Source organism: Desulfosarcina variabilis str. Montpellier (assembly GCF_048565275.1).
Classification (GTDB): Bacteria; Desulfobacterota; Desulfobacteria; order Desulfobacterales; family Desulfosarcinaceae; genus Desulfosarcina; species Desulfosarcina variabilis.
On sequence record NZ_CP159846.1, the window covers coordinates 2,438,524 to 2,460,841 of the forward strand.

Here is a 22,318-nt window from a genome sequence, read left to right on the forward strand (position 1 = left end):
GAACCATTATGCTCCATGTTCAACCCATTCACACCAATGTCACCGGTCGGGCACGCTACCGGGTGGCCGGGCTCAAGAAGATGCCGCCCATCAAATCCTACCTCGAAAAGCGGCTGGCCCGGAAATCAGAAATTATTGATTTTTCCGCTTCCACTACGACCGGGACGATCCTGGTTGCCTACAATTCGGGAAATGACCACCAATCCATCGGTAGGATTATCGAGGATATCGTCCTTGAATACGCCCCCACCGACATCCCACGGCATTCGCCCAAATCAGCTTCCGGTAAGGGCGATCGCCGGTGGGGCCGGCATGTCAACACCAATGTCACTGATGCAACGCTCAAGCCGGACGCCGTTGCAGTTGGCTCGGCTGCGGATGATGGCAGTCCCTGGCATTTGATGCCGCGCCAAGCCGTTCTTCAGGCCATGCAAACCGATGAAAAGCTCGGCCTGACTGTTCAACATGCCGACCAACTGCTCGAACAGGCCGGACCCAACCTGTTACCCCAGTCCAAGCCGCGCAGCGGACTGGGCATTTTCATGGACCAGATGAACAGCCTGCCCGTGTACCTGTTGGGGGCGGCAGCCGGTGTGTCGGTGCTCACGGGAGGGGTGTTCGATGCCGCGGTCATTATGGGCGTGGTAGTGGCCAACGCGGTGATCGGTTATTTCACGGAAAGCGCGGCCGAGAAGACCATCCATTCCCTCAAACGCCTGGTACGACCCCAGGCCGAGGTCATGCGCGATGGCAAGACCGTATCCCTGCCGGTGGAAGATGTGGTTGCAGGGGATATCCTGGTCTTGAAGCCCGGAGCCTATATCGCCGCTGATGCCCGCATCCTTGCCGCTTCCCACCTGAGTATCGACGAATCCATGCTCACCGGTGAGAACATGCCAGTCAGCAAGCACGCCCGGGTGTTGAACAAGGCGGATACCCCGCTTGGTGATCGAAACAACATGGCCTATATGGGAACACTGGTGACCGGCGGGCAGGGGCTTGCCGTTGTGGTGGCCACCGGCGAGCGCACCCAGATCGGCCGCATTCAAATTCTGCTCAATCAGACCCGCCCGCCGGAGACCCCCATCGAACGCCAACTGGGAACCATGGGTGATCAACTGGTGCTGATGTGCGGTGGCGTCTGCGGGGTCGTTTTCTTCATCGGCTTGCTTCGCGGCTATGGCGTGTTGCAGATGATGCGTATGGCCATTTCCCTGGCGGCCGCCGCCGTTCCTGAAGGGCTGCCCGCCGCGGCCACGATCAATTTCGCTCTGGGCATTACCCGCATGCGCAAGCACAAAGTGCTGATCCGCCACTTGCAGGCGGTGGAAACACTGGGTGCTGTCCAGGCCCTGTGCATGGACAAAACCGGCACGATTACACGTAATCAGATGACCGTCACGCGGGTTTGCTCAGGCGAGGCGTGCTATGGGGTGGATACCGGTCGGCTTTCTACCGAGGCTGGAACCGTCGATGCGTTGGAAAACGACGCCTTGGCACAGCTGCTTGCCGCGTGTGCGCTGTGCCATGAAATCAAAATCAATGGACAGGATGACAACGGGCAGGTCAAGCTGTGCGGGTCGGCAACGGAAACGGCGCTGGTTCAACTGGCCATTGACGCCGGTCTCGATGTCCGGCAGATGAAAAAGGATTATCCCCGGCTGACCATCAGTCATCGCGCCGAGCGGCGGCTTTATATGAGCACCCTGCATCGCAGGCCGGACGGCGGGCGACTGGTATGCATCAAGGGCAGCCCGCCCGAGGTCCTGGCCATGTGCGATCGCGAGGCCATCGATGATCGCATTCTGGACCTGTCCGACGAAAGACGGCTGGCCATCATTGCCGAAAACGAGAAAATGGCCGCCGGCGCCTTGCGGGTGCTTGGCTTTGCCTACAACCCGCTAAGCGATGGTGAGGACTTGAAGGAATCGGGCATGGTGTGGCTCGGCCTGGTGGGAATGATGGATCCGATCCGGGAAGGGGTCGGCCCCCTGATCGATGTTTTTCATCATGCGGGCATCGATACGGTGATGATTACCGGCGATCAGAGCACCACCGCACTGGCGGTGGCCGAAGAATTGAAGATTGCCGGTGATGATCCGATCGACATCCTCGATTCAGCCGACCTTTCCGCCATGGATCCGGAAGCATTGATCGCCCTGGCCAAGAAGGCCCACGTTTACTCGCGGGTCAGCCCGGCCCATAAGCTGAAAATTGTTCAGGCCCTGCAATCGGCGGGTGTGGTTGTGGCCATGACCGGCGACGGGATCAATGACGGGCCTGCGCTCAAGGCGGCGGATGTGGGTATCGCCATGGGTAAAACCGGCACCGACGTGGCCCGCGATGTGGCCGATGTGGTGCTAGAAGAAGACAACCTGGAGACATTGATCCTGGCGCTGGAGGACGGCCGTACCATTCATGGGAATATCCGCAAGTCGGTCCACTTCTTTCTGTCGACCAATATCAGCGAGATCATGATCATGACCACGGCCCTGGGCCTTGGCATCGGGTTCCCCTTGAATGTCATGCAGTTGATGTGGATCAATATCATTTCCGATATCTTTCCGGGAATGGCCCTCTCCATGGAAGCGGCGGAAACCGGTGTCATGGACAGGCCGCCGCGCGATGCCGGTGCTCCGCTGTTCTCGGGCAGCGATTTTGCGAGAATGACCCGTGAATCGGCGACCATCACCGGCGGGGCGATGGCTGCCTACGGCTACGGTATCGCCCGCTACGGGTTGGGGCGCGCGGCAACCTCCCTGGCCTTTCAGAGTCTGACCATCGGACAGCTGTTGCACGCGCTCAGTTGCCGGTCCGAACACACCAGCATGTTCAAGGGGCGCGATTTGCCGCCCAATCCCTACTTGAATGTGGCCATCGGGGGATCGCTGGCCTTGCAGGCCCTGACCATGGTTTTTCCGCCCCTTCGTGCCGCATTGGGCCTGGTGGCGCCTGGGGTGCTTGATGTGGCCGTCATTGCCGGCACGTCCCTGGCAGCCCTGGTCCTTAATGAGGCGGCCAAAACCGAATCCAACCTTGACCGGAAGAATAACCATCCACCATTGAAAGATGCATAGTAAAGGACAGGAAGGTAAAGATGACTCAGACGGCCCACCGCTATATTTTTACTTCCGAATCGGTGACCGAGGGCCACCCGGACAAGTTGTGCGACCAGATCAGTGACGCTGTTGTGGATCATTTCGTCTCGCTGGAGCCGTACTCGACCGTGCGCTGTGAATGCGCCGTGTCCGGGGCGATCATCTTCATCGCCGCCCATTTCGCCTCTTCCATTACCGTGGATTTTACCCACCTGGCCCGCAAGGTCGTCAAGGAGATCGGCTACGACCAGCCCGACTTCAATCCAAAGTCCTGCAGTATTCTCACGTCTCCCCGCGCCGAGGCCGTAGACCCGGCCACCCATTTTGACGAATACACCCTGACCGATGTGCAAATTGAGGCCATCCCGGCAAAAAACCAGGTGACCGTTTTCGGTTATGCCGTCAATGAAAGCCCGGTGCTCATGCCGCTTCCAATTTACATGGCCAACAAACTCACCCGGCGACTGACCCATGCCAGAAAGCAAAAAATACTGCCCTACCTGATGCCGGATGCCAAGGTACAGGTGGGGGTCCAATACGAGCGCTGGACACCAAAGCGAATTCACAGCCTCACGCTGGAAGTGCAAACGCGCACCATGGGCAAACCGGATGCCGATACCCTGAAGGCGGACCTGATGGAAGCCGTGGTCACTCCGGTGTTTGAAAACTTGCCGGTAACCCCGGATGGGGAGACGGTGGTCCATATCAATCCCAACGGGCCGTACCTGGGCGGGCCGCTGTATCATTCCGGGCTGACCGGTCGCAAATGTGCCGTGGATACTTATGGCGAATACGCCCGGCACAGCGGCAAGGCGCTCAGCGGCAAGGATCCGCTGCGTGTCGATCGTATCGGGGTTTATGCCGCGCGCTATGTTGCCAAAAATGTCGTCGCCGCCGGCCTGGCAAGCGCCTGCGAGATAATGGTCAGCTACGCCACGGGGGCTTCTCAGCCGGTTTCAATATTGGTCAATACGTTTGGAACCGGCACGCAACCGGACGGTGAGCTGGCCGAAAGACTTAGAAGCCGTTTTGATTTCCGTCCCGCCGGCATCCTCAAGCGGTTCGGGCTTCGGCAACTGCCAGGTAAACAGGCCGGTGGTTTTTTTCAAAAACTGTCCGCCAATGGGCATGTGGGCAGAGACGATATGGATTTACCATGGGAGCAGACCGACATGTTTTAAGTGGAAAGGTGTCTAAAAACAGTAAAGGAGGGTGAGAATGGAAAAGGATATCATCGTGGATGCGCTGTATCGTTTTCAGCAGATTGTGGACAGTGACCGGCCCTCCATCCATATGTTGGAATCCGACCGGCGGCTCGCCCGCCTGGCGATCAAGAAATACACCAAAACCGTGGCCTGGCGTGCCAGCCTGCCGCGATTCAAACCCGATCGACAGGAGGTTTGTTCATGATCCACGTACCAATCGAAAGCCTTGCCTCGCTGCCGATATGGGGCCTTCTGGCGATCATCGCCTGTCTGGTGGTGCTTTTGGGTAAAGGTGCCGATCTGCTGGTCGAAGAAGCGGTTGCCCTGGCGTCAAGATGGAACATCCCCACCATCCTCGTCGGGGCCACGATTGTCAGCCTGGGGACCACATTGCCTGAAGCCGCGGTATCGGTCATGGCCGCGGTAAGGGGGGCGCCGGACATTGCCCTGGGCAACGCCGTGGGGTCGATTATTTGTGATACCGGGTTGATTCTGGGGGCGGCAACCCTTTTGTCGCCCTTGCCCTTGAACCAGCGTATCGTCAACCGTCAGGGATGGTTTCAATTCGCCGCCGGCTGCCTGCTGATCCTGTCTTGTATTCCTTTTTATTCCATCCACGATACCTTTACCCGCGGCGGCATGCTGCCACGTTTCATGGGCGTGGTTTTTCTCCTGTTGTTGGTTTTTTACCTGTGGGTATCCATCCGCTGGAGCCGGGACGATAGCGATACATTGACCGAAGCGGACGGTGTATCAAACCATTCTGAGAAAACAACGTGTAGTGGTGCCATTAAACTGGTGGTGGGAATCCTGATGGTCGTGTTCGCATCCCACCTGCTGATCCCGGTGGTTCGCGTCACCGCCCTGCGGCTTAGCATCCCCCAGGGAATTGTGAGCGCAACCATTGTTGCTTTCGGCACATCGCTGCCTGAATTGGTGACCGCCATCGCGGCCGTCAGCAAGGGGCATGGTGAGCTTGCCGTCGGCAATGTGATCGGAGCCGATATCCTGAACGTGCTCTTTGTGGCTGGTGCATCCGCCAGTGTCACCCAGCCAGGACTGGCCGCCCCGCCCCATTTTTTTTCGATTCTTTTTCCGGCCATGTTTTTCATTCTGGTGACTTTCCGTCTGGCGGTTGTCTTCTCCGGGCCGAATCTCAAGCGATCCTTCGGCTTGGTGCTATTGGGATGCTATCTGTTATCAACATACTACAGTTACTCGCATATCCTGTTGTAAAAACATGGGATACAAAAACAGGAGGATGTCATGAATTGGGTATGGTTTTCGGTCGGTGCCATTGGTGGGTTATTCCTGCTTTACGCAAGAGGCGCGCGTCGTGCCAGAGGTAATCGCAACAGATCGATTGAAGCAGCGCCAAAGCGTATCTCATCCAAGGAAAGGGTAGATCAAGCACTTGTGTCGGGTAATGTTGACTATATGATATCGACACTGGATGAAACCCAGGATCCGATCCTGCGTAATGCGCTGCTCAGTCAGATCATTGCCGAGTATTATCGAAATCGGGACGATGCCGATGCAAAAGAGGCATTCTACCGGTATGCGCACCTGCATGTGGAAGAGATTGCCGGCGTACTGGACGCCCTGGAGAAAAACGGGCAAGAGCGGCCGGACCGGATCGAAACCCTCCGGATGATCGCCATCGCCATGGAACAGGACGAGCGATATGACGAAGCCCTTGAAATGTGCCACAAGGCACTTTCTTTTGGGATGCAAAACGGCACCAAAACCGGCTTTGAAGGAAGGATCGAGCGGATCACCCGCAAACTCGAGGCCGTGGAATAATTCTTCAATTCCTGAAATTTCGTGTGTTGTTGCTGGAAAAGGGTATCCCTGCTTTTAGATGAATGCGGCGATAATGGAAAGTCCGTTTGCTTCGAGCACCCTGCCAACGGCCCAACCAAACATCGCTCGACTGACTTTGCGTGCGGCGTTTTCTGATGCCTGCTGCAGTTGTGATTCCATGGTTGTGCTGCGTTCTTCGCAGTACAGGCCGTGTTCTTTCAAGATATCAAGCAGATACTGCTTGTTCAATTTCTGGGGGTCATAGGTAACGATGATGCTACCGGTCAATGAACTGGCAGTGAATGAATGGGTCCCCTCCACTGACAAAAGCGACCTTACCTGTTCAATCCCTTGCGGATTATTTTTCAATGTGGGAATACGAATGCGCAATCTGCCGGGAATATGGTGGATATAGCATTTACCCATTAAATGATCCTATTTCTATTTATTTTTCGATTCTTCCGGGTTTTACTTTCTCAACCCAGCTTCCAAATAATGTATATACATAACCCATGATGGTTAGGATTGTGTTAAGGTTTTGTAAGATGTCTGTGAGGCGTATATAAAAAAGGCCGCTAATATTTTTCTAACCAAAAAGGGATAGAGGGATTTCCAATCGGCGGACTTTATCTTCAGGTCCCTTGCATGAACCCAAAGTGAGCAGTTTCTATGAGGCGCTGATGGAAAATAACGATACCAAAGATGACCAGGCCAATCCGCTTCAGAAAGTGGACCATTTTTACGCGGAACTCGTCGCCCACTACGGCGATGCCGATGACCGCGAAGTTCGGGCTGCCGCAAAGCTTTTGCTGGTCGCGTTGGAAGCGTTTCGGCGCCATGGCGGACCTGGCTGGAGGAGACTGGTGGATGAATATCTTGTTTTGTTGGACCAAGATCCAGACAAGTTCGATCGGATCATCAAGTGCCAGCGTTATCCGGATCGGCCGCAGCGGTCGATGTATTAGTGTTAAGTGAATGTATTCTGTCGATCTTATAGACGATATCCTAACCATATTCGCGCAAAACGCTCATCAACCCCTAACAATTGCCTCGTATTTATTTCTCTCCGATGAACAATCCCATCGAGTTGTCCGGCGCCGGTTTTTCGGCATCGGATAAATGTCATGCGACTGACCCGCATTACAAAATAAAGTCACATTAAAAGAAGCATAGAGGCCCATAATTAGCTTACCTTTACTTTTTTACGGGTATCCCATCCACGCTTATTCTGATTCATTCAGATTGATGCGTTGGTTGTTGATGAAGTGAAACCGAACCTGAATGTAATTTAAGGAGAGAACATGAAAATCAGGACCATCTTGCAGTGTTTAATCAGTATTGCCGTTGTTGCCCTGCTGGCCGCCGGGCCGGCCATGGCCAACACCCGCATCGTCGGCTCGGGTGCCAGCTTTCCGGCACCGATCTACACCACCTGGTTCAAGCAGTTCAGCCGGGCCAACAAGGATGTTCAGATCAACTATCAGTCCAAAGGCTCCGGCGCCGGCATTCGCGATTTTCAAAACGGCGTCGTTGATTTTGCCGCCAGTGACGCGGCCATGAGTGAGGAGGAGATGGCCAAGGTCGACCGCGGTGTTCAGTTGTTGCCCATGACGGCCGGTGAAGTGGTCCTGGCCTATAACCTGAAAGGGGTCAAAGCGCTGAAACTGCCCCGCGACATCTATCCGGCCATCTTCCTGGGCAAGGTCAAGAAATGGAACGACCCGGCCATCGCCGCCGCCAATCCCGGCATCACCCTGCCTGATGAAGACATCACCGTGGTGGTGCGCGCCGACAGTTCGGGAACCACATTCGTGTTTACCAAGCACCTGTGCGCGGTTTCACCGGAATTTAAAAGTGGTCCGGGTTATGGCAAGACCGTCAACTGGCCCGCCGCCGCCAACCTGGTCAAGGGGCCGAAAAACGATGGGGTTACCGCGTTGATCAAACAAACCCCCGGCGCCATCGGGTACATCGAGTATGGATTTGCCCGCATGGCCAAGCTCGACATGGCCAGCCTGCAAAACAAGGACGGCAAATTCGTCGCTCCCGGTCTGGAAGGCGGTCAGGCGGCCTTGGCCGGTGCAACGATTCCGGAAAACATGATTGCCTGGTTGCCTGATCCTGCCGGTGAAAAGGCCTATCCCATCGCCACCTACACCTGGATGGTCTTCTACAAAAAATATGATGATCCCAAAACGGCCGATGCCCTGAAGAAAATGGTGGCCTACTGCCTAGACGAAGGACAAAAAATCGCCGACAAGGCCGGTTACATCCCCTTGCCGACCAACGTGGTCGAAAAGGTTCGCAAGGCCTCGCAAAATATCCAATAGCCGGTACACGCCAGGCACGATAAAGCGTGTGCCGGACCCAGACGTCCCGGTACACGCTTTTTATGGAGCATAATCGATGACATCTCTTACTTCCGCTGAATCCGACCATGCGGCGGGTTATTCCCAGCCGCCCTCATCCGCGGACATCCTTTTTGACAAGGGCTTCCGGGGACTGACCTATGTTTTCACCCTGGCCACGATCCTTCTCCTGGGGTACATCGTCTTCGAGATCGGCGGCAAGGCCCTGCCGGCTCTGTCCGATTATGGACTCGGCTTTTTGACCTCCACCACATGGGATGTGAATGCCGGTGAATTCGGCATCCTGCCCGAGATCTGGGGGACCTTGTACAGTTCCATCCTGGCGCTGGTCATCGGCGGCTTTTTCGGCATTACGATTGCCATCTTCCTGACCCAGGACTTTCTGCCCTACAAGGTGGAGATGATCCTGAAAACCATCATCGAACTGTTGGCTGCCATTCCCAGCGTGGTCTACGGGCTCTGGGGTATTTTTTTTCTGATCCCGCTGATCCGGCCCCTGGCCGATTTCTTTCATGACACCTTGGGTTGGATTCCTTTTTTCTCAACCAGCCTCAGCGGACCCGGGCTGTTGCCGGCCGCTCTGGTGCTGGCCATTATGATTTTGCCCACCATCGCCGCGGTATCCCAGGATGCCTTGAGGGCGATTCCCCATAAAACCAAGGAGGCCGCCTTTGGCATGGGCGCCACCCGCTGGGAAGCCATCCTCAAAGTCATGCTGCCCACTGCATCCACGGGGATTTTCGGTGCATTGGTGCTCGGCTTCGGTCGTGCCCTGGGAGAGACCATGGCCCTGGCCATGTTGGTGGGTAACGCCAACCAGATCAGCCTGTCCCTGTTTTCGCCGGCCAACACCCTGGCCGCCCTGCTGGCGCTCAACTTTCCCGAAGCCGGCGAACTGGAAACACCGGTGCTCATGTACGCCGCTTGCGTTCTGCTTCTGATCACCCTGGTGGTCAACATTGCCGGTTCGTTGATCATGGCCAGCACCGGTTCTGGAGGTAAACGATGAATTCACTCGCCACTGTTGCTCAAGCCGTTCAACTGCCGAATTTGGAGCGGCAACCCATGGAGCCGCGGGCCCTCAAATCGATCATTTTGAGTGCCATTACCATCACTGCCGCCGTTACCGCCTGCGTTCCGCTTTTTTCCGTTCTGATCATGCTGATTTACCGGGGCGGAAAGCGGCTGAGTCTGGAAATCTTCTACGCCTTGCCGCCCACGGCCTTTGAGATGGGCGGCGGTTTCGGCAATGCCATATTAGGGACCCTTTTCATGGTGGGGATCGCCTCGTTGATCAGCGTGCCCTTCGGTGTCCTGGCCGCCATTTATCTGGCCGAGCTGGGGCCGTACAGCAAGGTGTCCCAGATCGCCCGTTTTTGTGCCAAAACCATGACCGGCCTGCCTTCCATCCTGGCTGGTGTGTTTGCCTATGCCGCCGTGGTCCTGGCCATGGGCTCCTATTCGGCCTGGGCCGGGGGCATTGCCCTGTCCCTGTTGATGATTCCGGTGGTCATGCTGACTGCCGAGGAAGCCATCAAGATGGTACCGCAAGCCATGAAGGATGCGGCTTTCGGCATGGGCTGCACGCCATCTCAAAGCATGGTCAAAGTGGTTTTGCCGGTGGCCATGCCAGGGATCATCACCGGTGTCGTCCTGGCCGTGGCCCGCGCGGCCGGTGAGACGGCGCCCCTGCTGTTCACGGCCCTGTTTAGCGATTACTGGTTGCAGGCCAACGAACCCACCGCTTCACTGGCGGTATTGATTTACAATTATTCGGGCATGCCCTTTGACAATCAGATTGAACTGGCCTGGACCGCTTCACTGGTTCTCGTCCTGATGGTGCTGGTACTCAATGTCATCAGTCGCATCATCGGCGGGCGTAAGAAAATTTAACTTCAAGTCAACGAATGGAATGATAATGCTTATGGATACCGCCACCCAAGCCACCCATGATCAACCCACGACCAACGACGCTTCCGGTAATGTGGTCCTCGACTGCCTTGCCGAGCAGATCCACTATGGCGATTTCCTGGCGGTTCGTGACAGCCATGTGCCCATCTGTAAAAACCAGATCACCGGCTTCATCGGTCCGTCGGGATGCGGTAAAAGTACGGTGCTGAAAAGCATCAACCGCATGAATGACCTCATTCGCGGGTTTTCTTTCAAGGGCCGGGTCCACTTTCACGGCATGGACATCTACGATAAGAAAGTCGACCCGGTGTCCGTGCGGCGCAACATCGGCATGGTGTTTCAGCAGCCCAATCCCTTTTCCATGTCTATTTATGACAACGTTGCCTTTGGCCTGCGACTCAACCGTTTCAAGGGCGACATCCGTGAGAAGGTAGAAAAGGCCTTAAGAGGCGCGGCGCTTTGGGATGAGGTGAAAAACAAGCTCAAAAACAACGGCCTTTCCTTGTCCGGCGGTCAACAGCAGCGGCTTTGCATTGCCCGGGCGATTGCCACCGAACCCCAGGTGCTGCTCATGGACGAGCCTTGCTCCGCCCTCGATCCCATCGCCACCCGCCAGATCGAAGAGCTGATGGTGCAGCTCAAGGAAAAATATACCGTGGCCATTGTGACCCATAACATGCAGCAGGCCCAGCGGGTTGCCGATCAAACCGCCTTTTTCGCCGTGGATATTTCCAAGGGCGGACGCACCGGATATCTCGTTGAAATGGCACCCACGGCACAGCTGTTTGAAAACCCACAGCAGAAACTCACCAAGGAATATCTCCAAGGCGAATTTTCCTGATCTGGAGGCGTTTGGCATGAAAAAGGGCAATCCCCTGTTTTGTCTATTATTGTTTACCGTGTTGGTGGTCGGTGTTCCGTCAACCGGTCCGGCCAGGCAACAACCCATCAATGCCGACACGGCAGATCTTATCGGTGCGGGGGCAACTTTTCCGGCACCGCTCTATCAGCGGTGGATCAAAGCGTTTTCCCGGACTTCGAATGCATTCACCGTATTCTACGACGCCGGTGGCAGCGGCGATGGAATCCGCCGGTTTATGGCTGAATCGGTCGACTTCGGGGCCAGTGATGCGGCCATGAGCGACGAGCAGATCTCCCGTGTCGGGCGCGGCGTAAAGCTGATTCCGGCAACAGCGGGGATCATCGCTTTGGCCTACAACCTGCCCGGCATCGAAAAGCTCCGCTTGAGCCGGGAGGTTTACAGCGAAATATTTCTGGGAAACATTCGCTCTTGGGACGATTCACGCATCCAGGCCCTCAACCCGGATGTGCGGCTGCCCCGGTTGACCATTGTTACGATTACCCGTAGCGATGCCTCCGGTACCACCTGGGCCTTTACCAACCACCTTAATACGATCAGTCAAAAGTGGCGCAGAACGGGTCCCGGGGTGGGCAAAAAGGTCGATTGGCCGGCCAATTCCATGGCCAGCCGATACAATGAAGGCGTGGCCGCCAAAATCAAATACGCCAAAGGCAGCATCGGTTATGTTGAATACGGCATCGCCAAACGGTCCGGGCTTGCCATGGCCGGTCTGGAAAACAAAGCGGGGGGCGTTGTTACCCCCAGTGACAACGCTGGAACCATTACCCTTGCCAATACATCCACCCAGATGCCGCCCAACCTGCGGATGTTCATCCCTGATCCCGATGGTAATGACTCCTATCCGATCATTACCTACTCCTGGATTTTGATTTATCAATCCTATGCCGATCCGGACAAGGCCGACAGGGTTAAACGATTCTTGAATTGGGGCTTGGTCGAGGGACAGAAATTCGCGCCGGAATACGGCTATGCGCCCCTCCCGCAGCCGGTCGCCGCGCTGGCCCTGGATGCACTCACAGACGTGCAATGATTGATATAAGGGTGCAGGCAAAGCATGCCGTGTCGATACAAGATAAACATTGTCCTGGTCGAGCAGTCGTTGCGCGCTGTCCAAATGCGGTTTGACGAAATCAACGAAACGCTGGAGATGCGTCGTGAAGCCATGCAGGACGAAATTGTGGCCAACATGCTGGCGGGATACGGCTATGTGAACATGCTGCTCGAACGGAACATCAATCCACTGCACCCAAAGCAGCTACACCACATCTTGGAGCTGAACAATATCGTTCTTTGCGGTACCAGTCAAAAGGCCCGTATCGATTACCGGGGATACATAGAGGCTACCAAACATCGGTTTTACAACCAGGCGCATTTTTCCATCTCCAACATTCGGGCCTGGGCCGAGAAACACAAAAAGGATGGGCCCTACAAACAGGCGGCCGGCGTTTACATTCTGCAGATCAGCAGGCCGCAACTGTTCGAGGAGGGCAATCACAGAAGTGGTGCACTGCTCATGAGCAGTATTCTTGTGCGCAGTGGGAAAGCCCCGTTTGTGCTCACGGTGGACAATGCCAAGGCGTATTTCGATCCATCGAGTCTTGCCAAGGAGACCCACAAAAATCTGTTTGGCAAGTATTACAAACTGCCAAAAATAAAGAAAAAATTCTCCCGATTTCTACAGCGGGAATCGAATTCAAAATTGCTGTTGAAATGCTGACTAATCTCAATGCAACATACAGACATTCCAAGAGGAGACGAGTTTATGGCAGGCGAAAGAATGAAAAAGGAAAGGGATTTTTTCCTGAATTTGTTAGGTGATAACAACGATGCGATGCTAAAAAAGGCTGGAGAAACGATTGTCAATGTTGGACAGCCAGGGGACTTGACCTACTTGTTGAAAAGCGGCACCGCCCGGATTGAACTGTTTGGTGGCCGGCATGTCGTCGAGGTTGGTCCTGGAGATTTCATCGGGCTGATGGGCTCCATCGATGGGCGTGATTATGAGGACACCACCGTGGCAGTCACGGACTGCGAGCTGATTCCGATTGACCACAAACGGGCTGAATATCTTTTTCGTGAACATCCGACCTTTGGTTTTCATATCATGAAAGTGATCATCGACCGCTTTTATTATGTGATGGGTCTGCTTAAAGATTACTGTGCGGAAGCGGACGCCTTGGCAGGTAAGGAAAAATGATAAGAATCGATGACGAAATTTTTTTCCTGGGTTGTAAAACGTAAAGACAATGATTAATATTATAGGTATGAAGCAGATGTGGGGTCTGATTCACCTTTTCCAGTGAAGTGAGGTTGTCCTTTCTCCGTTCGTTTTAAGTTCAGTTCAAGTGAATGGTTGGCGTGCTAACCGTTTAAAGTGTTGATAAGCTATCTGATTTCTCTTTCATCTTATCTGCTGAGCCATCTTGTGGATGGATCGGCCATTGTAAGGAGGTTCGTCATGAACGAATATCCAGAAAGAGACGATTTGTTAGATGATCGGCACGACCCAGTACTCAGCAACCATTTCGAAGACCGGGACGTGGAAGATCGTCGCACCATGCCGAGCGAGGGGTTCGCCTACATCAGCACCGTGGGAATGATTGATCGTCGCGAAAGGATTCGCAGAAAAGATGATCCCTTTGTCTTTTAAGTGGTGCGCTTGGCAACTGAAACGAATGAATAGGCTTTTTTACCTGTTGCCGCGTTGATGCAGGTAGCCGAGAAAATATGGCCTGCGGTTCGGGCAACGGTAACCAGCATACTCCCATATCTGCGACCTAAATGCTTTGAAACGTCCTTATCTTTCCCACCTTTGTTATAAGAATCGCAATAAATTGAAAATTTATCGACAGACAACCCGGCGTTGCCGGTTTGTAAAAAAATAATCGGATGGAGAACATGTCCGCGGGTTTAATAGAAACATCGCTTCGCATAGTATCTGTTGCTTAACACAATCCTTGCCGTTTTCCCCTTGAACGCCTATTGACAAACGACACCATGATTGACATGTTTACATCATTGGAAATCAAACGCTATCTCCACGCGCCCTATTGATCAGGCTGGTTTCGCGGAGCTCTATCTCATTTCGGTCGCCTATTTTCATACAGTATTTCCAATACGATTGCTGCTTCTTCGGTGGATCTCTCCCTATAGATCAATCAAATATAATTGGCGTAGTATGATCGATTTACCAGCATTGGGTATGCCGGACACGTGACATCATTGGATCAGGCACTGCCTTTTTAAATGGCATTTGGAGGAGGCTCAATGAGCAACAGCAATAGCGCCACGCTGGGGATTGAATTGTTGGTGGAAAAATGCCGCAATGAATTCAGACGTCAGGAAAATACAAATTATTACACACAGGACGATTACAAAGAGGCCGAACGAAAATATGTCAAATTTTGTTTGAACGGTGATGTTGATCGTTGAATCCGGATAAAACAATCAATAACCCACATCAATCGGGGTGGACCAACGCTGGATACTCCCAGGCATTACGCACCGGATGATTGATGGAAAAACGTACACTTTCAAGATGAGCCGCCTCGACGGCCAAGATGGGCTCCTCGTTGCGATTAGCTGACCAGACTGTCGTCGTATAATCGAACGGCTGTCTGGTCCACACATTGGCGTGTCCGTTGCCTGTGGTCCATTCCACCCCATAAAACAGTACGGTATCGTCCGATGCATACGCCTGATCAGACCAGTTGACAGGATTTCCGTCCATTCAAACAAAGACAATAAAAAACATCTCCATTAGTTTTTGACGCATACCTCAATTCCCTCCTCGATTAATTATAGTCAAATGATTTCAATTATGAAAACAACAAGTGTTCGCGATAGTGCCCATCCACGAATGACCAATTTGCCCGATATCGGCGTTGCGCGGAAAATTTTATCCTCGGAATATAAACCATATGCACCCCAAGGGCACTTCCTTCGGGCGCCTGTGATAAATTTTTTCTCGCGCCTTGATCTCATCCAAACGTCCCCTCGCCCCATTGGGGAGAGGGACAGGGTGAGGGGGATCGATCTATTTCCGATATCATGGTTTAAGATACGATGCGAACCGGGTGACTGTTTACATGCGATTGCCCTGTATTTTGTGCGGAAGCAATGTGTCGTTTGGTAGTCTTGACAAACCGGCAGAAGAGCATAACTGTCATGCAGTGTCTGTTTGCCATGTTGAAGCGGGCTTTCCGATTCATCTGCTGTTGAACAGTGACCATGGAAATGAAACCTTACTGCTGAGAAAAGAAAAACAAAGTGAAAAGATTTGTCTTGATTCTTGCTGTATTGGGCTTATTTGGAGTTGAAAGTGTATATGCACAAAATTTCACATTGGAAAGTAAAGATCTAAGCGGGCAGTTGACAGCGAACCAGGTCTTTTCAGGATTTGGTTGCAGTGGCAAAAACATATCACCATCCTTGAAATGGATGAATGCGCCGGAAAATACAAAAAGCTTCGCCGTCACGGTATATGATCCTGATGCGCCAACCGGAAGTGGGTGGTGGCATTGGGTGATGTTTAACATTCCTGCTAACATCGACAAACTAAAAGAAGATGCCGGGAATGTAGCAAAAGGGTTGGCGCCAAAGGGAAGCATCCAGAGTGTAACCGATTTCGGAGCACTTGGTTTTGGTGGCGCCTGTCCTTCCCCGGGAGATAAACCGCATCGCTATGTATTTACCGTATATGCGCTCGATGTTGAAAAACTGGACTTGGATGAAAAAAATGCCCCCGGCAATGGTTGGTTACTATTTAAATCAGCACCTTATATCCAAAGCATCGCTTGTCGCCTACTATGGGCGATGATGGACGTCAGATATGTTTTTGATGGAGAGAATAATTACGCCGACTTCACTGATATGAATACATATGATCGTTTCAGAGTGGAATGGGTGGAAGATGCAGACGGCCTAATCATGATCGTCAATCCGTTTGGCGAGGCACCGACACAACACACTTGCGTATTGACCGACAGTGAGTTGCTTTAAAAAAGCGGTCAAATTCAATGATGAGTGAAATGCTACGAACGGGCTGCCTGTGGGCCGGTTGAGTGAATGCCTGGGCGATCGCTTTGGTTGCCAGTCAGCGATAGATGTTCAGCCGGTTGCAGATGGTAGTCTCTATTTTTTCTTCTTTTTTGGGGCTTTCTTTTTCGCCCCATTTTTTTTGTCTTTTGACGACGGTTGCTTCTCTTTTTTCTGTTTGCTCTTTTTCTTTTTATGGGCCTTTTTGTCCGATTTTGTCTTCTTCTTTTTCCCTGCTTTTTTCTTGGACGTGGTTTTGTCTTTTTGAGCGTCGGTTCTCTTTTCTTCTAACGCTTCGGTTTCTTCGACAGGAACCACAATATCCGCCGTTTGGTCGATTGCCGATATGGCCAGACGCGCATTCTCAAGGATCTGGCCCGCCCTTAAAGGGCCGAATCCGGGGACCGCGGCCACTTGTTCGGGCGTTGCCGCTGCAAGCGCTTCGGCAGTCGGAATGCCGGCGGATGTTAATTTCTCGGCACTGGCCGGGCCGATCCCTTTCACGCGAGTCAGAGGAGTAGGCATGGAAGATCCTTTCAATGGGAACAATGATTGCGATTTTCAGGCAAGTCTGAGGTCTAAAAATTGGTGCGAGACAGTGTCCATTCAGTAAATAGCAAAAGAGGCGTCAACCAGATGCAAGGAAACGCCTCTTTCTGCTTTTACCGCTTAATTTTTAAAAATGTCAAAACAAAGCGTTAGGCCGCTTTCTTGAGCGCTTTCTTCAACTTTTTGACTTTGCCTTCCTGCTTGGCGATTTTTGTTTTTCTGGCTTTCAGCTCTTTTTTGATTGCTTTGGCTTTCTTGGTTGCTTTTGCCATTGGACTCTCCTTTTACGGTTTAAAGTGGTTTGAAAGGACGCTAAACAATTAAAACTCATCGGTGGTTTGATGCGATTTTAAAAAACGATCGATGAATTTTCGTATCTCTCTGGCAGCGCTGGTGTCCAATTCTTCACAAAGTGACACGAACCGATCGCGCTGCTCACCATTGATACGAATCAACAGCTGGCTATCCTTCTTTGCCTTCTTCTTTTCTTTTTTTTTGGCCATTGGATTATTGCCTGAATTGACGTCCGTCATTAAAATATGCATATGCAAAGCATATACATTGTATATACACTAAAGTCTGGTGTCAAACAGTTTTTCAAATTTTTTCGGGATGCAAATGAGCAGGGATCAGCTGTTTCGCATTCGATGACCGTTGACGGTCCCCATTTCAGCATCCAGCAACGGTATCCATTCAAACACGCACAACTAACCGATATATTGATTGATTTGGGCGTATATGGGGCCGGGTCGTTTAATGATGGGTTGTCAGGAGAGAAGTATTGACGGGAGTCTAATTGATCAATTCATTTGTCGTGCTGTTGCAGATTGTGTCCCTGCGGTGGTGTAATGCTTTCCTCATGGCGATGCCGATTTTTTCAATGGAATAGGGCTTTCGTATGTATGCTGAAGCGCCCATGCGCAATGCATGTTGAACGCGTCTTGTCTCCGAATACCCACTGACGATGATCGCCTTCTGCTCAGGGCGCACCTCAAGGATGTGCTTATATGTCTCCAGTCCGTCGATTCCAGGCTCCATGATCATATCCAGGAGAAGCACATCGAATGGCTTTTTGTCGGTCAACTGCAGTGCCTCTTCGCCACTTTTTACCGTTGTTACCGTATAGCCCAACCGTTTGAGCATGATCTCGGCAATTTGACGTTGCTCGACAACATCGTCAACCACCAGAATGGACTCTCCCTGCCCCATGTAATCCTCAAGTTTCATCATTTGTTCGCCAGAGCCATTTGCCTGGTCCGTCTTCGGGAAGTACAGGCTGAAGATCGTGCCGCGATCCTTTTGGGTGCGAATATCGATAAAGCCTCCATGATCTTTGACGATGCCCCATACCACAGCCAGCCCCAGCCCTGTTCCACTGTGACCCATGTTCTTTTTCGTATAAAATGGTTCGAAAATTCGTCCCATATCATTTACGTTGATTCCGGTCCCAGTGTCGGTAACGTCGATTACCGCATAGTGGCCGGGTGGAACGTCCTCATAGCCAGAGTGAGCCTCAGGCAGATGACTAAGCGTTAAGCTTACCTTTACATCGCCGGATGGGGCCGTTGCTTCTGCGGCATTGCTGACCAGATTCATGACGACTTTGGACAGCTGATGTCTGGCGCCCAAAATTCTTATTTCGGGTGACTGATTATGATAAGATAAATGCACTCCCGGATGATTGGCTTGTAGTTTGATAAACTCCGGACTTTGAAAATAATCATCGATCACTGCCGCCAGTGTAACCGGTGTCATGGTTTCCACAGCACGTCGGGCCATGGTCAACAGATCGTGAACGATGGCAGCGGCCCGTTCTCCAGACTGCTGGATTTGCTGTAGTGGTCTGAAAAATGGACTCTTTTCAGGAAGGTCCAGCAGCAGTATCTGGGGATAGCTTACCACACCGGAAAGAATATTGTTCAGATCGTGGGCGATTCCGCCGGCCAGTGTGCCAATGGCTTCCATTTTTTCGGCCTTCCTCAGTTGGGCCTCCAACGCTGCCTTTTCCTGTTTGCCCAGCACCTTTTCGGTGATATCCGCATACATTACCAACAGACCATCAACGCGATCGTTGTCGTCGAACAGTGGAATGCGGCTGACATCAAAATAGAGTCGTCCGCCATCCGGTTTCATTTTCGGTTCGATCACATGGAAATCCGCCAGACCGGTCTGGACAACACGGCGGTCGTTTTCATGGGAAAATTTGGCTTCATCACTGACTCGGGACAGTTCAAGGTCGGTTTTGCCAATCAAGTCAGATTCATGCTTCAGACCTGAATCACGTAAAAAGATTTTGTTGAATCCAACATACGACAATTTCCGATTTTTCCAATAAATGGCCTGTGGGATCGTATCGATCACCAGGCGAAGTCTGCTTTGGGAATCAAGCAAGTCCTTTTGGATTTGTCGCTTTTCCCTGATTTCTTGTTCCAGAACACGATTGCCGGCCTTCAGTGCTTCTACGCGGACCTTTTCCAGAGATGTCATCCGCCTTAAAATGGCATGCACCGAAACGACACCACGGTATATTCCGTTTGTATCTGTGATGATAATATTATCGTAGATTTTTTCTTCTTCGCGCTGCATCGCCAGAGCCGCCACATTTTCCAGATTCATCGTGGTCGACACGATCAGTGGCGCGGCATCCATCAGTTGTGACACCGATTTTTTCAGAAATAGGGATTGTCCGTATTGAAGGCTCAACAACTGATTGAGATGATGGCTCATCACCAGCCCGACAGGACGCTGCTGCTTCACGACGACAGCCGTTCCCAGCGGACCTCTGTCCGCCAATACTTTCTTAAGATGGGCAACGCTGTCCCGGGGACAGACCGTAGGCGAATCGGTAGTTAGCGAACCAATGGTTATAAACGGTTTCATTTTCTCATCAGTATAAGCGACCGGGTCACTCGAGTAGCGGTTTGGTTGAACGCTGAGCATTTGGCCACAAATGTATTCATTTCAGTTTTGGAACAATATCCACCCTCTAAATTATCGGTAACTTCACTGAATATCTAATGTTAGTTTTTTGTTAATTGAAAGCTTGCCAGACTGCCCACCTGGCTTGAAGGAAGGCGACTTCTTGCGGCCGGATTAATAATTTTCAATCTTCACATAATTCCTGCATTCAGGATAGTCTTTGCACCGAAACCGGGTAAACGTTTTTTTCGCTGATGCACATGCATCGGCTTTTTGCACTTGGGACAATTGGGCCGATCGGGTATATTATCAAAAGATCTTTTTTCGATGAACTGCCGACCACAGACGATGCATAAATATCTTTTCTTGTGATTCTTGGTTTTTCCATAGCGGTAGAAGGCGTCCGACCCACACGCTGGACATTTTGTTGTTTTATCACTCATCCCGAGCCAACGTTCCTATTAAAAACCTGAATTTTTCCTGAATGGCATCATCACGTAAGATGGTCCGATCCTGATTCAAGAAGAGGGGGATAAGGGAAAATCGCTTCGATTATTCATGTCCAAACAAAATTCGCTGCGAATTCAGATTCGCATGACCATCAATCGCTTTTGTAATATGCCTGCCCGATAAGATTACACATTGAATTGTTAGGAAAATGTTAGGGATGCATAAGCTTTGCCTCCAGTGACAGTAATCCGCTTTTGCAAATATACAGCTAATCAAAATCTTACTTGCCAGTATCTTTGATTTGGCATAATTGTACAGCTATCTGAAAGCTGATCGGCTCAATGCCAACGATACTCACCTCTCCAGAATTGCTGAAGTGCGCAACACCGTCGCTTAATACTCCCGTATGCTAAATAAAAAAGTTATTTCTTCAAATATCGAGGAGGTCGATTGTGGGTAGGTATCCAAATTTTCAAAAAGCGAACCATAAGTTGTGTCAACAGGATTTGATGAAGAATATCTGGTGCCCGTTTTATGAAGATTGTCTTTATGAGGCTGCTGATCTTCATTGCCTGTTGGACTGCAGCCAGTGTGAAAATGCCAATGTGAATTTCGAAGAGGATTGGAGAAATAGGAATGTTTATTGCCTGCTGTAGTGGCTTTACTGGCAGACGCGTTCAATAATCAAAGGCTAACACAAAGATACCATATCGTTTTAACCCACATGGACAACAAACGCATCCAAAGCGTTTTCTGGTGAGCCGGGCCGTCATTTACCCATTGGCGCCCCGGTTTCATTTTGCTCAATCAAAAGATTTTTTTCAGAACGTGTCAATGCTGACGGATAAATTCACCAATTTCAGCAATCGCCTCGGCAGCCGTTGGCAGAAAAGGTACAAAGCCCTGGAATACATGGGGCATCTTGTCCCAGATTTGAAGGGTTACCTCGCAGCCCTGCTTGGTGGCATGTTTGGCCAATCGCGTGGAATCATCCAGCAGCACCTCAAAATCACCGACCTGCAACAAAATCGGTGGCATTTCGTGATAATCACCAAAAAGAGGCGAGACGTACGGATGGGTTGGATCCGTATGCGCGTCCAGATAAACCGGGGCGAGTGCCTGATACACGGCCGGGTTGATGATCGGGTCGGCTGTCGCGCGAGATTCTATTGAAGGGCTGTTACCGGTAAAATCCGTGGCCGGGGAAATGGCAACCACGGCTGCCGGCAGGGGCAGCTTGGAATCGTTGCATTTTAACAAGGTGGCCAAAGCTAAATTGCCTCCGGAGGAGTCACCCATCAAAAAGCTGGCGGTGGCCGGCGCTTTGCCGTTGGGGCCGTTTTCCCGCATCCACTGGTAGGCCAGGGTGCAGTCCTCCAGCCCGGCCGGGAATTTGTGCTCCGGTGCCAGACGATAGTCCACGGCAAGGACCGCCGCTCCGGTTGCCTGGGAGATATGGGACATGAAGGCGCGATAACCGGCAAGAGAACCGGAAATCCAGGACCCGCCATGCAGATAGAGAATCCGGCGATGGGGATCCACACCGTTGGCGAGTATCCATTGCATGGGAATATGGCCGGCTTTTACGGCAAACCACCGGCCATGGACGGTCGCGGTTGACGGATGCACGCGGAAATACTGATCGATCAGTTCGCGCCTTGCTTTAAAATCATTGATCAGCTCGAAGGCACGTGCTGATATTGCCCGCAAATGGTCCATGACTTTTTGGGTGGGGTCATCCACGGATATCTCCTCATCATTTGGCAAACAGTGTAAGTATGTTAATTTAATCGAGGGGTAAATACAAGCCTGGCTGACCAACAGGCAGGGTAACCGCATTTATAATATTCCATGCCGACTCAGATGATAGAAAAAATAGGCCGAAAATTCAGATGGATATAACGAATTGAAATGATTTAAAATATGCGGTCCATCAGGTCGTAGGGGCAGGCCCCTGTGCCTGCCCTGGTTTTTCAGGCCCCTGCGCCTGCCCTGGTTTTGAAGTCGGGCCAAAATCTTATTGTGTGGATCGGCGAACAAAATCGATGGGAGGGGTAAAGGGCAACCACTGGGGGGTGCCCCTACGGTGGCCGT

At 52.0% G+C, this 22,318-nt stretch carries 24 protein-coding genes; 16 read left to right on the plus strand and 8 right to left on the minus strand.

Translation table 11 applies throughout. The annotated features are described in order from the left end of the window. Positions 1-8: 8 nt before the first annotated feature. Genes Dvar_RS11010 through Dvar_RS11030 form a run of 5 tightly spaced genes read left to right on the plus strand, consistent with a single transcriptional unit; the run spans position 9 to position 6,106 of the window. Complete coding sequence (locus Dvar_RS11010) at positions 9-3,077, plus strand: HAD-IC family P-type ATPase (protein ID WP_419661744.1); 3,069 nt, start codon at positions 9-11, stop codon at positions 3,075-3,077. A gap of 20 nt (positions 3,078-3,097) precedes the next feature. Continuing rightward, on the plus strand, positions 3,098-4,279 hold the full coding sequence (metK, locus tag Dvar_RS11015; protein WP_419661745.1) for a methionine adenosyltransferase: 1,182 nt from the start codon (positions 3,098-3,100) through the stop codon (positions 4,277-4,279). 37 nt (positions 4,280-4,316) lie between these two features. Beyond that, positions 4,317-4,508 carry a hypothetical protein gene (locus Dvar_RS11020; protein WP_419661746.1) on the plus strand — a complete coding sequence of 64 codons (192 nt, stop codon included), beginning with the start codon at positions 4,317-4,319 and terminating at the stop codon, positions 4,506-4,508. Beyond that, positions 4,505-5,539 carry a calcium/sodium antiporter gene (locus Dvar_RS11025; protein ID WP_419661747.1) on the plus strand — a complete coding sequence of 345 codons (1,035 nt, stop codon included), beginning with the start codon at positions 4,505-4,507 and terminating at the stop codon, positions 5,537-5,539. Before Dvar_RS11020 ends, Dvar_RS11025 begins: the two co-directional genes overlap by 4 nt. Before the next feature lie 30 nt (positions 5,540-5,569). Further along, positions 5,570-6,106, plus strand: a complete 537-nt coding sequence (locus Dvar_RS11030; RefSeq protein WP_419661748.1) for a hypothetical protein — start codon at positions 5,570-5,572, stop codon at positions 6,104-6,106. A gap of 54 nt (positions 6,107-6,160) precedes the next feature. On the opposite strand, the gene Dvar_RS11035 is transcribed toward Dvar_RS11030, so the two are convergent. Beyond that, the gene (locus Dvar_RS11035) at positions 6,161-6,532 is read right to left on the minus strand and encodes an HMA2 domain-containing protein (RefSeq protein WP_419661749.1); all 372 of its coding nucleotides are present in this window, start codon (positions 6,530-6,532) and stop codon (positions 6,161-6,163) included. Positions 6,533-6,786: 254 nt separating this feature from the next. Between Dvar_RS11035 and Dvar_RS11040 the strand changes: the two genes are divergently transcribed. The 10 genes from Dvar_RS11040 (at position 6,787) to Dvar_RS11085 (ending at position 14,701) form a co-directional block, all read left to right on the plus strand. Then, positions 6,787-7,071, plus strand: a complete 285-nt coding sequence (locus Dvar_RS11040) for a hypothetical protein (RefSeq protein WP_419661750.1) — start codon at positions 6,787-6,789, stop codon at positions 7,069-7,071. Between the two features lie 336 nt (positions 7,072-7,407). Then, complete coding sequence (pstS, locus tag Dvar_RS11045; RefSeq protein WP_419661751.1) at positions 7,408-8,436, plus strand: phosphate ABC transporter substrate-binding protein PstS; 1,029 nt, start codon at positions 7,408-7,410, stop codon at positions 8,434-8,436. 76 nt (positions 8,437-8,512) lie between these two features. Continuing rightward, on the plus strand, positions 8,513-9,484 hold the full coding sequence (pstC, locus tag Dvar_RS11050; protein ID WP_419661752.1) for a phosphate ABC transporter permease subunit PstC: 972 nt from the start codon (positions 8,513-8,515) through the stop codon (positions 9,482-9,484). Beyond that, entirely contained in the window at positions 9,481-10,368 is an 888-nt protein-coding gene (pstA, locus tag Dvar_RS11055) for a phosphate ABC transporter permease PstA (protein ID WP_419661753.1), read from the plus strand. The genes pstC and pstA overlap by 4 nt, the downstream gene beginning before the upstream one ends. A 31-nt stretch (positions 10,369-10,399) precedes the next feature. Further along, complete coding sequence (gene pstB / locus Dvar_RS11060; RefSeq protein WP_419664102.1) at positions 10,400-11,227, plus strand: phosphate ABC transporter ATP-binding protein PstB; 828 nt, start codon at positions 10,400-10,402, stop codon at positions 11,225-11,227. A 16-nt stretch (positions 11,228-11,243) separates the two neighbouring features. Continuing rightward, positions 11,244-12,299 (plus strand): phosphate ABC transporter substrate-binding protein PstS, encoded by a 1,056-nt coding sequence (pstS, locus tag Dvar_RS11065; protein ID WP_419661754.1) that lies wholly within the window; start codon positions 11,244-11,246, stop codon positions 12,297-12,299. 24 nt (positions 12,300-12,323) lie between these two features. Beyond that, a complete protein-coding gene (locus tag Dvar_RS11070) occupies positions 12,324-12,986 on the plus strand; it encodes a hypothetical protein (RefSeq protein WP_419661755.1) in 663 nt (220 codons plus the stop codon). Between the two features lie 45 nt (positions 12,987-13,031). After that, positions 13,032-13,466: a Crp/Fnr family transcriptional regulator gene (locus tag Dvar_RS11075; protein WP_419661756.1), complete on the plus strand. Its 435-nt coding sequence runs from the start codon at positions 13,032-13,034 to the stop codon at positions 13,464-13,466. Positions 13,467-13,727: 261 nt separating this feature from the next. After that, positions 13,728-13,919, plus strand: a complete 192-nt coding sequence (locus Dvar_RS11080) for a hypothetical protein (RefSeq protein WP_419661757.1) — start codon at positions 13,728-13,730, stop codon at positions 13,917-13,919. 617 nt (positions 13,920-14,536) lie between these two features. Then, positions 14,537-14,701, plus strand: a complete 165-nt coding sequence (locus tag Dvar_RS11085; protein WP_419661758.1) for a hypothetical protein — start codon at positions 14,537-14,539, stop codon at positions 14,699-14,701. 28 nt (positions 14,702-14,729) lie between these two features. On the opposite strand, the gene Dvar_RS11090 is transcribed toward Dvar_RS11085, so the two are convergent. After that, entirely contained in the window at positions 14,730-14,999 is a 270-nt protein-coding gene (locus Dvar_RS11090) for a hypothetical protein (protein WP_419661759.1), read from the minus strand. A 539-nt stretch (positions 15,000-15,538) separates the two neighbouring features. On the opposite strand from Dvar_RS11090, the gene Dvar_RS11095 reads away from it, so the two are divergent. Further along, the gene (locus Dvar_RS11095) at positions 15,539-16,270 is read left to right on the plus strand and encodes a YbhB/YbcL family Raf kinase inhibitor-like protein (protein ID WP_419661760.1); all 732 of its coding nucleotides are present in this window, start codon (positions 15,539-15,541) and stop codon (positions 16,268-16,270) included. A 132-nt stretch (positions 16,271-16,402) separates the two neighbouring features. Here the strand turns inward: Dvar_RS11095 and Dvar_RS11100 are convergent, their stop codons facing one another. From Dvar_RS11100 to Dvar_RS11125, 6 genes are all read right to left on the minus strand, one after another. Beyond that, complete coding sequence (locus tag Dvar_RS11100) at positions 16,403-16,831, minus strand: helix-hairpin-helix domain-containing protein (RefSeq protein ID WP_419661761.1); 429 nt, start codon at positions 16,829-16,831, stop codon at positions 16,403-16,405. Positions 16,832-17,004: 173 nt separating this feature from the next. After that, positions 17,005-17,127 (minus strand): hypothetical protein, encoded by a 123-nt coding sequence (locus Dvar_RS11105; RefSeq protein ID WP_419661762.1) that lies wholly within the window; start codon positions 17,125-17,127, stop codon positions 17,005-17,007. A 48-nt stretch (positions 17,128-17,175) separates the two neighbouring features. After that, positions 17,176-17,358 (minus strand): hypothetical protein, encoded by a 183-nt coding sequence (locus Dvar_RS11110; RefSeq protein WP_419661763.1) that lies wholly within the window; start codon positions 17,356-17,358, stop codon positions 17,176-17,178. Positions 17,359-17,647: 289 nt separating this feature from the next. After that, positions 17,648-19,735, minus strand: a complete 2,088-nt coding sequence (locus Dvar_RS11115) for an ATP-binding protein (protein ID WP_419661764.1) — start codon at positions 19,733-19,735, stop codon at positions 17,648-17,650. A gap of 230 nt (positions 19,736-19,965) precedes the next feature. Beyond that, positions 19,966-20,217, minus strand: a complete 252-nt coding sequence (locus Dvar_RS11120; protein WP_419661765.1) for a transposase-like zinc-binding domain-containing protein — start codon at positions 20,215-20,217, stop codon at positions 19,966-19,968. Between the two features lie 838 nt (positions 20,218-21,055). After that, on the minus strand, positions 21,056-21,967 hold the full coding sequence (locus Dvar_RS11125) for an alpha/beta hydrolase (RefSeq protein ID WP_419661766.1): 912 nt from the start codon (positions 21,965-21,967) through the stop codon (positions 21,056-21,058). Positions 21,968-22,318 lie beyond the last annotated feature (351 nt).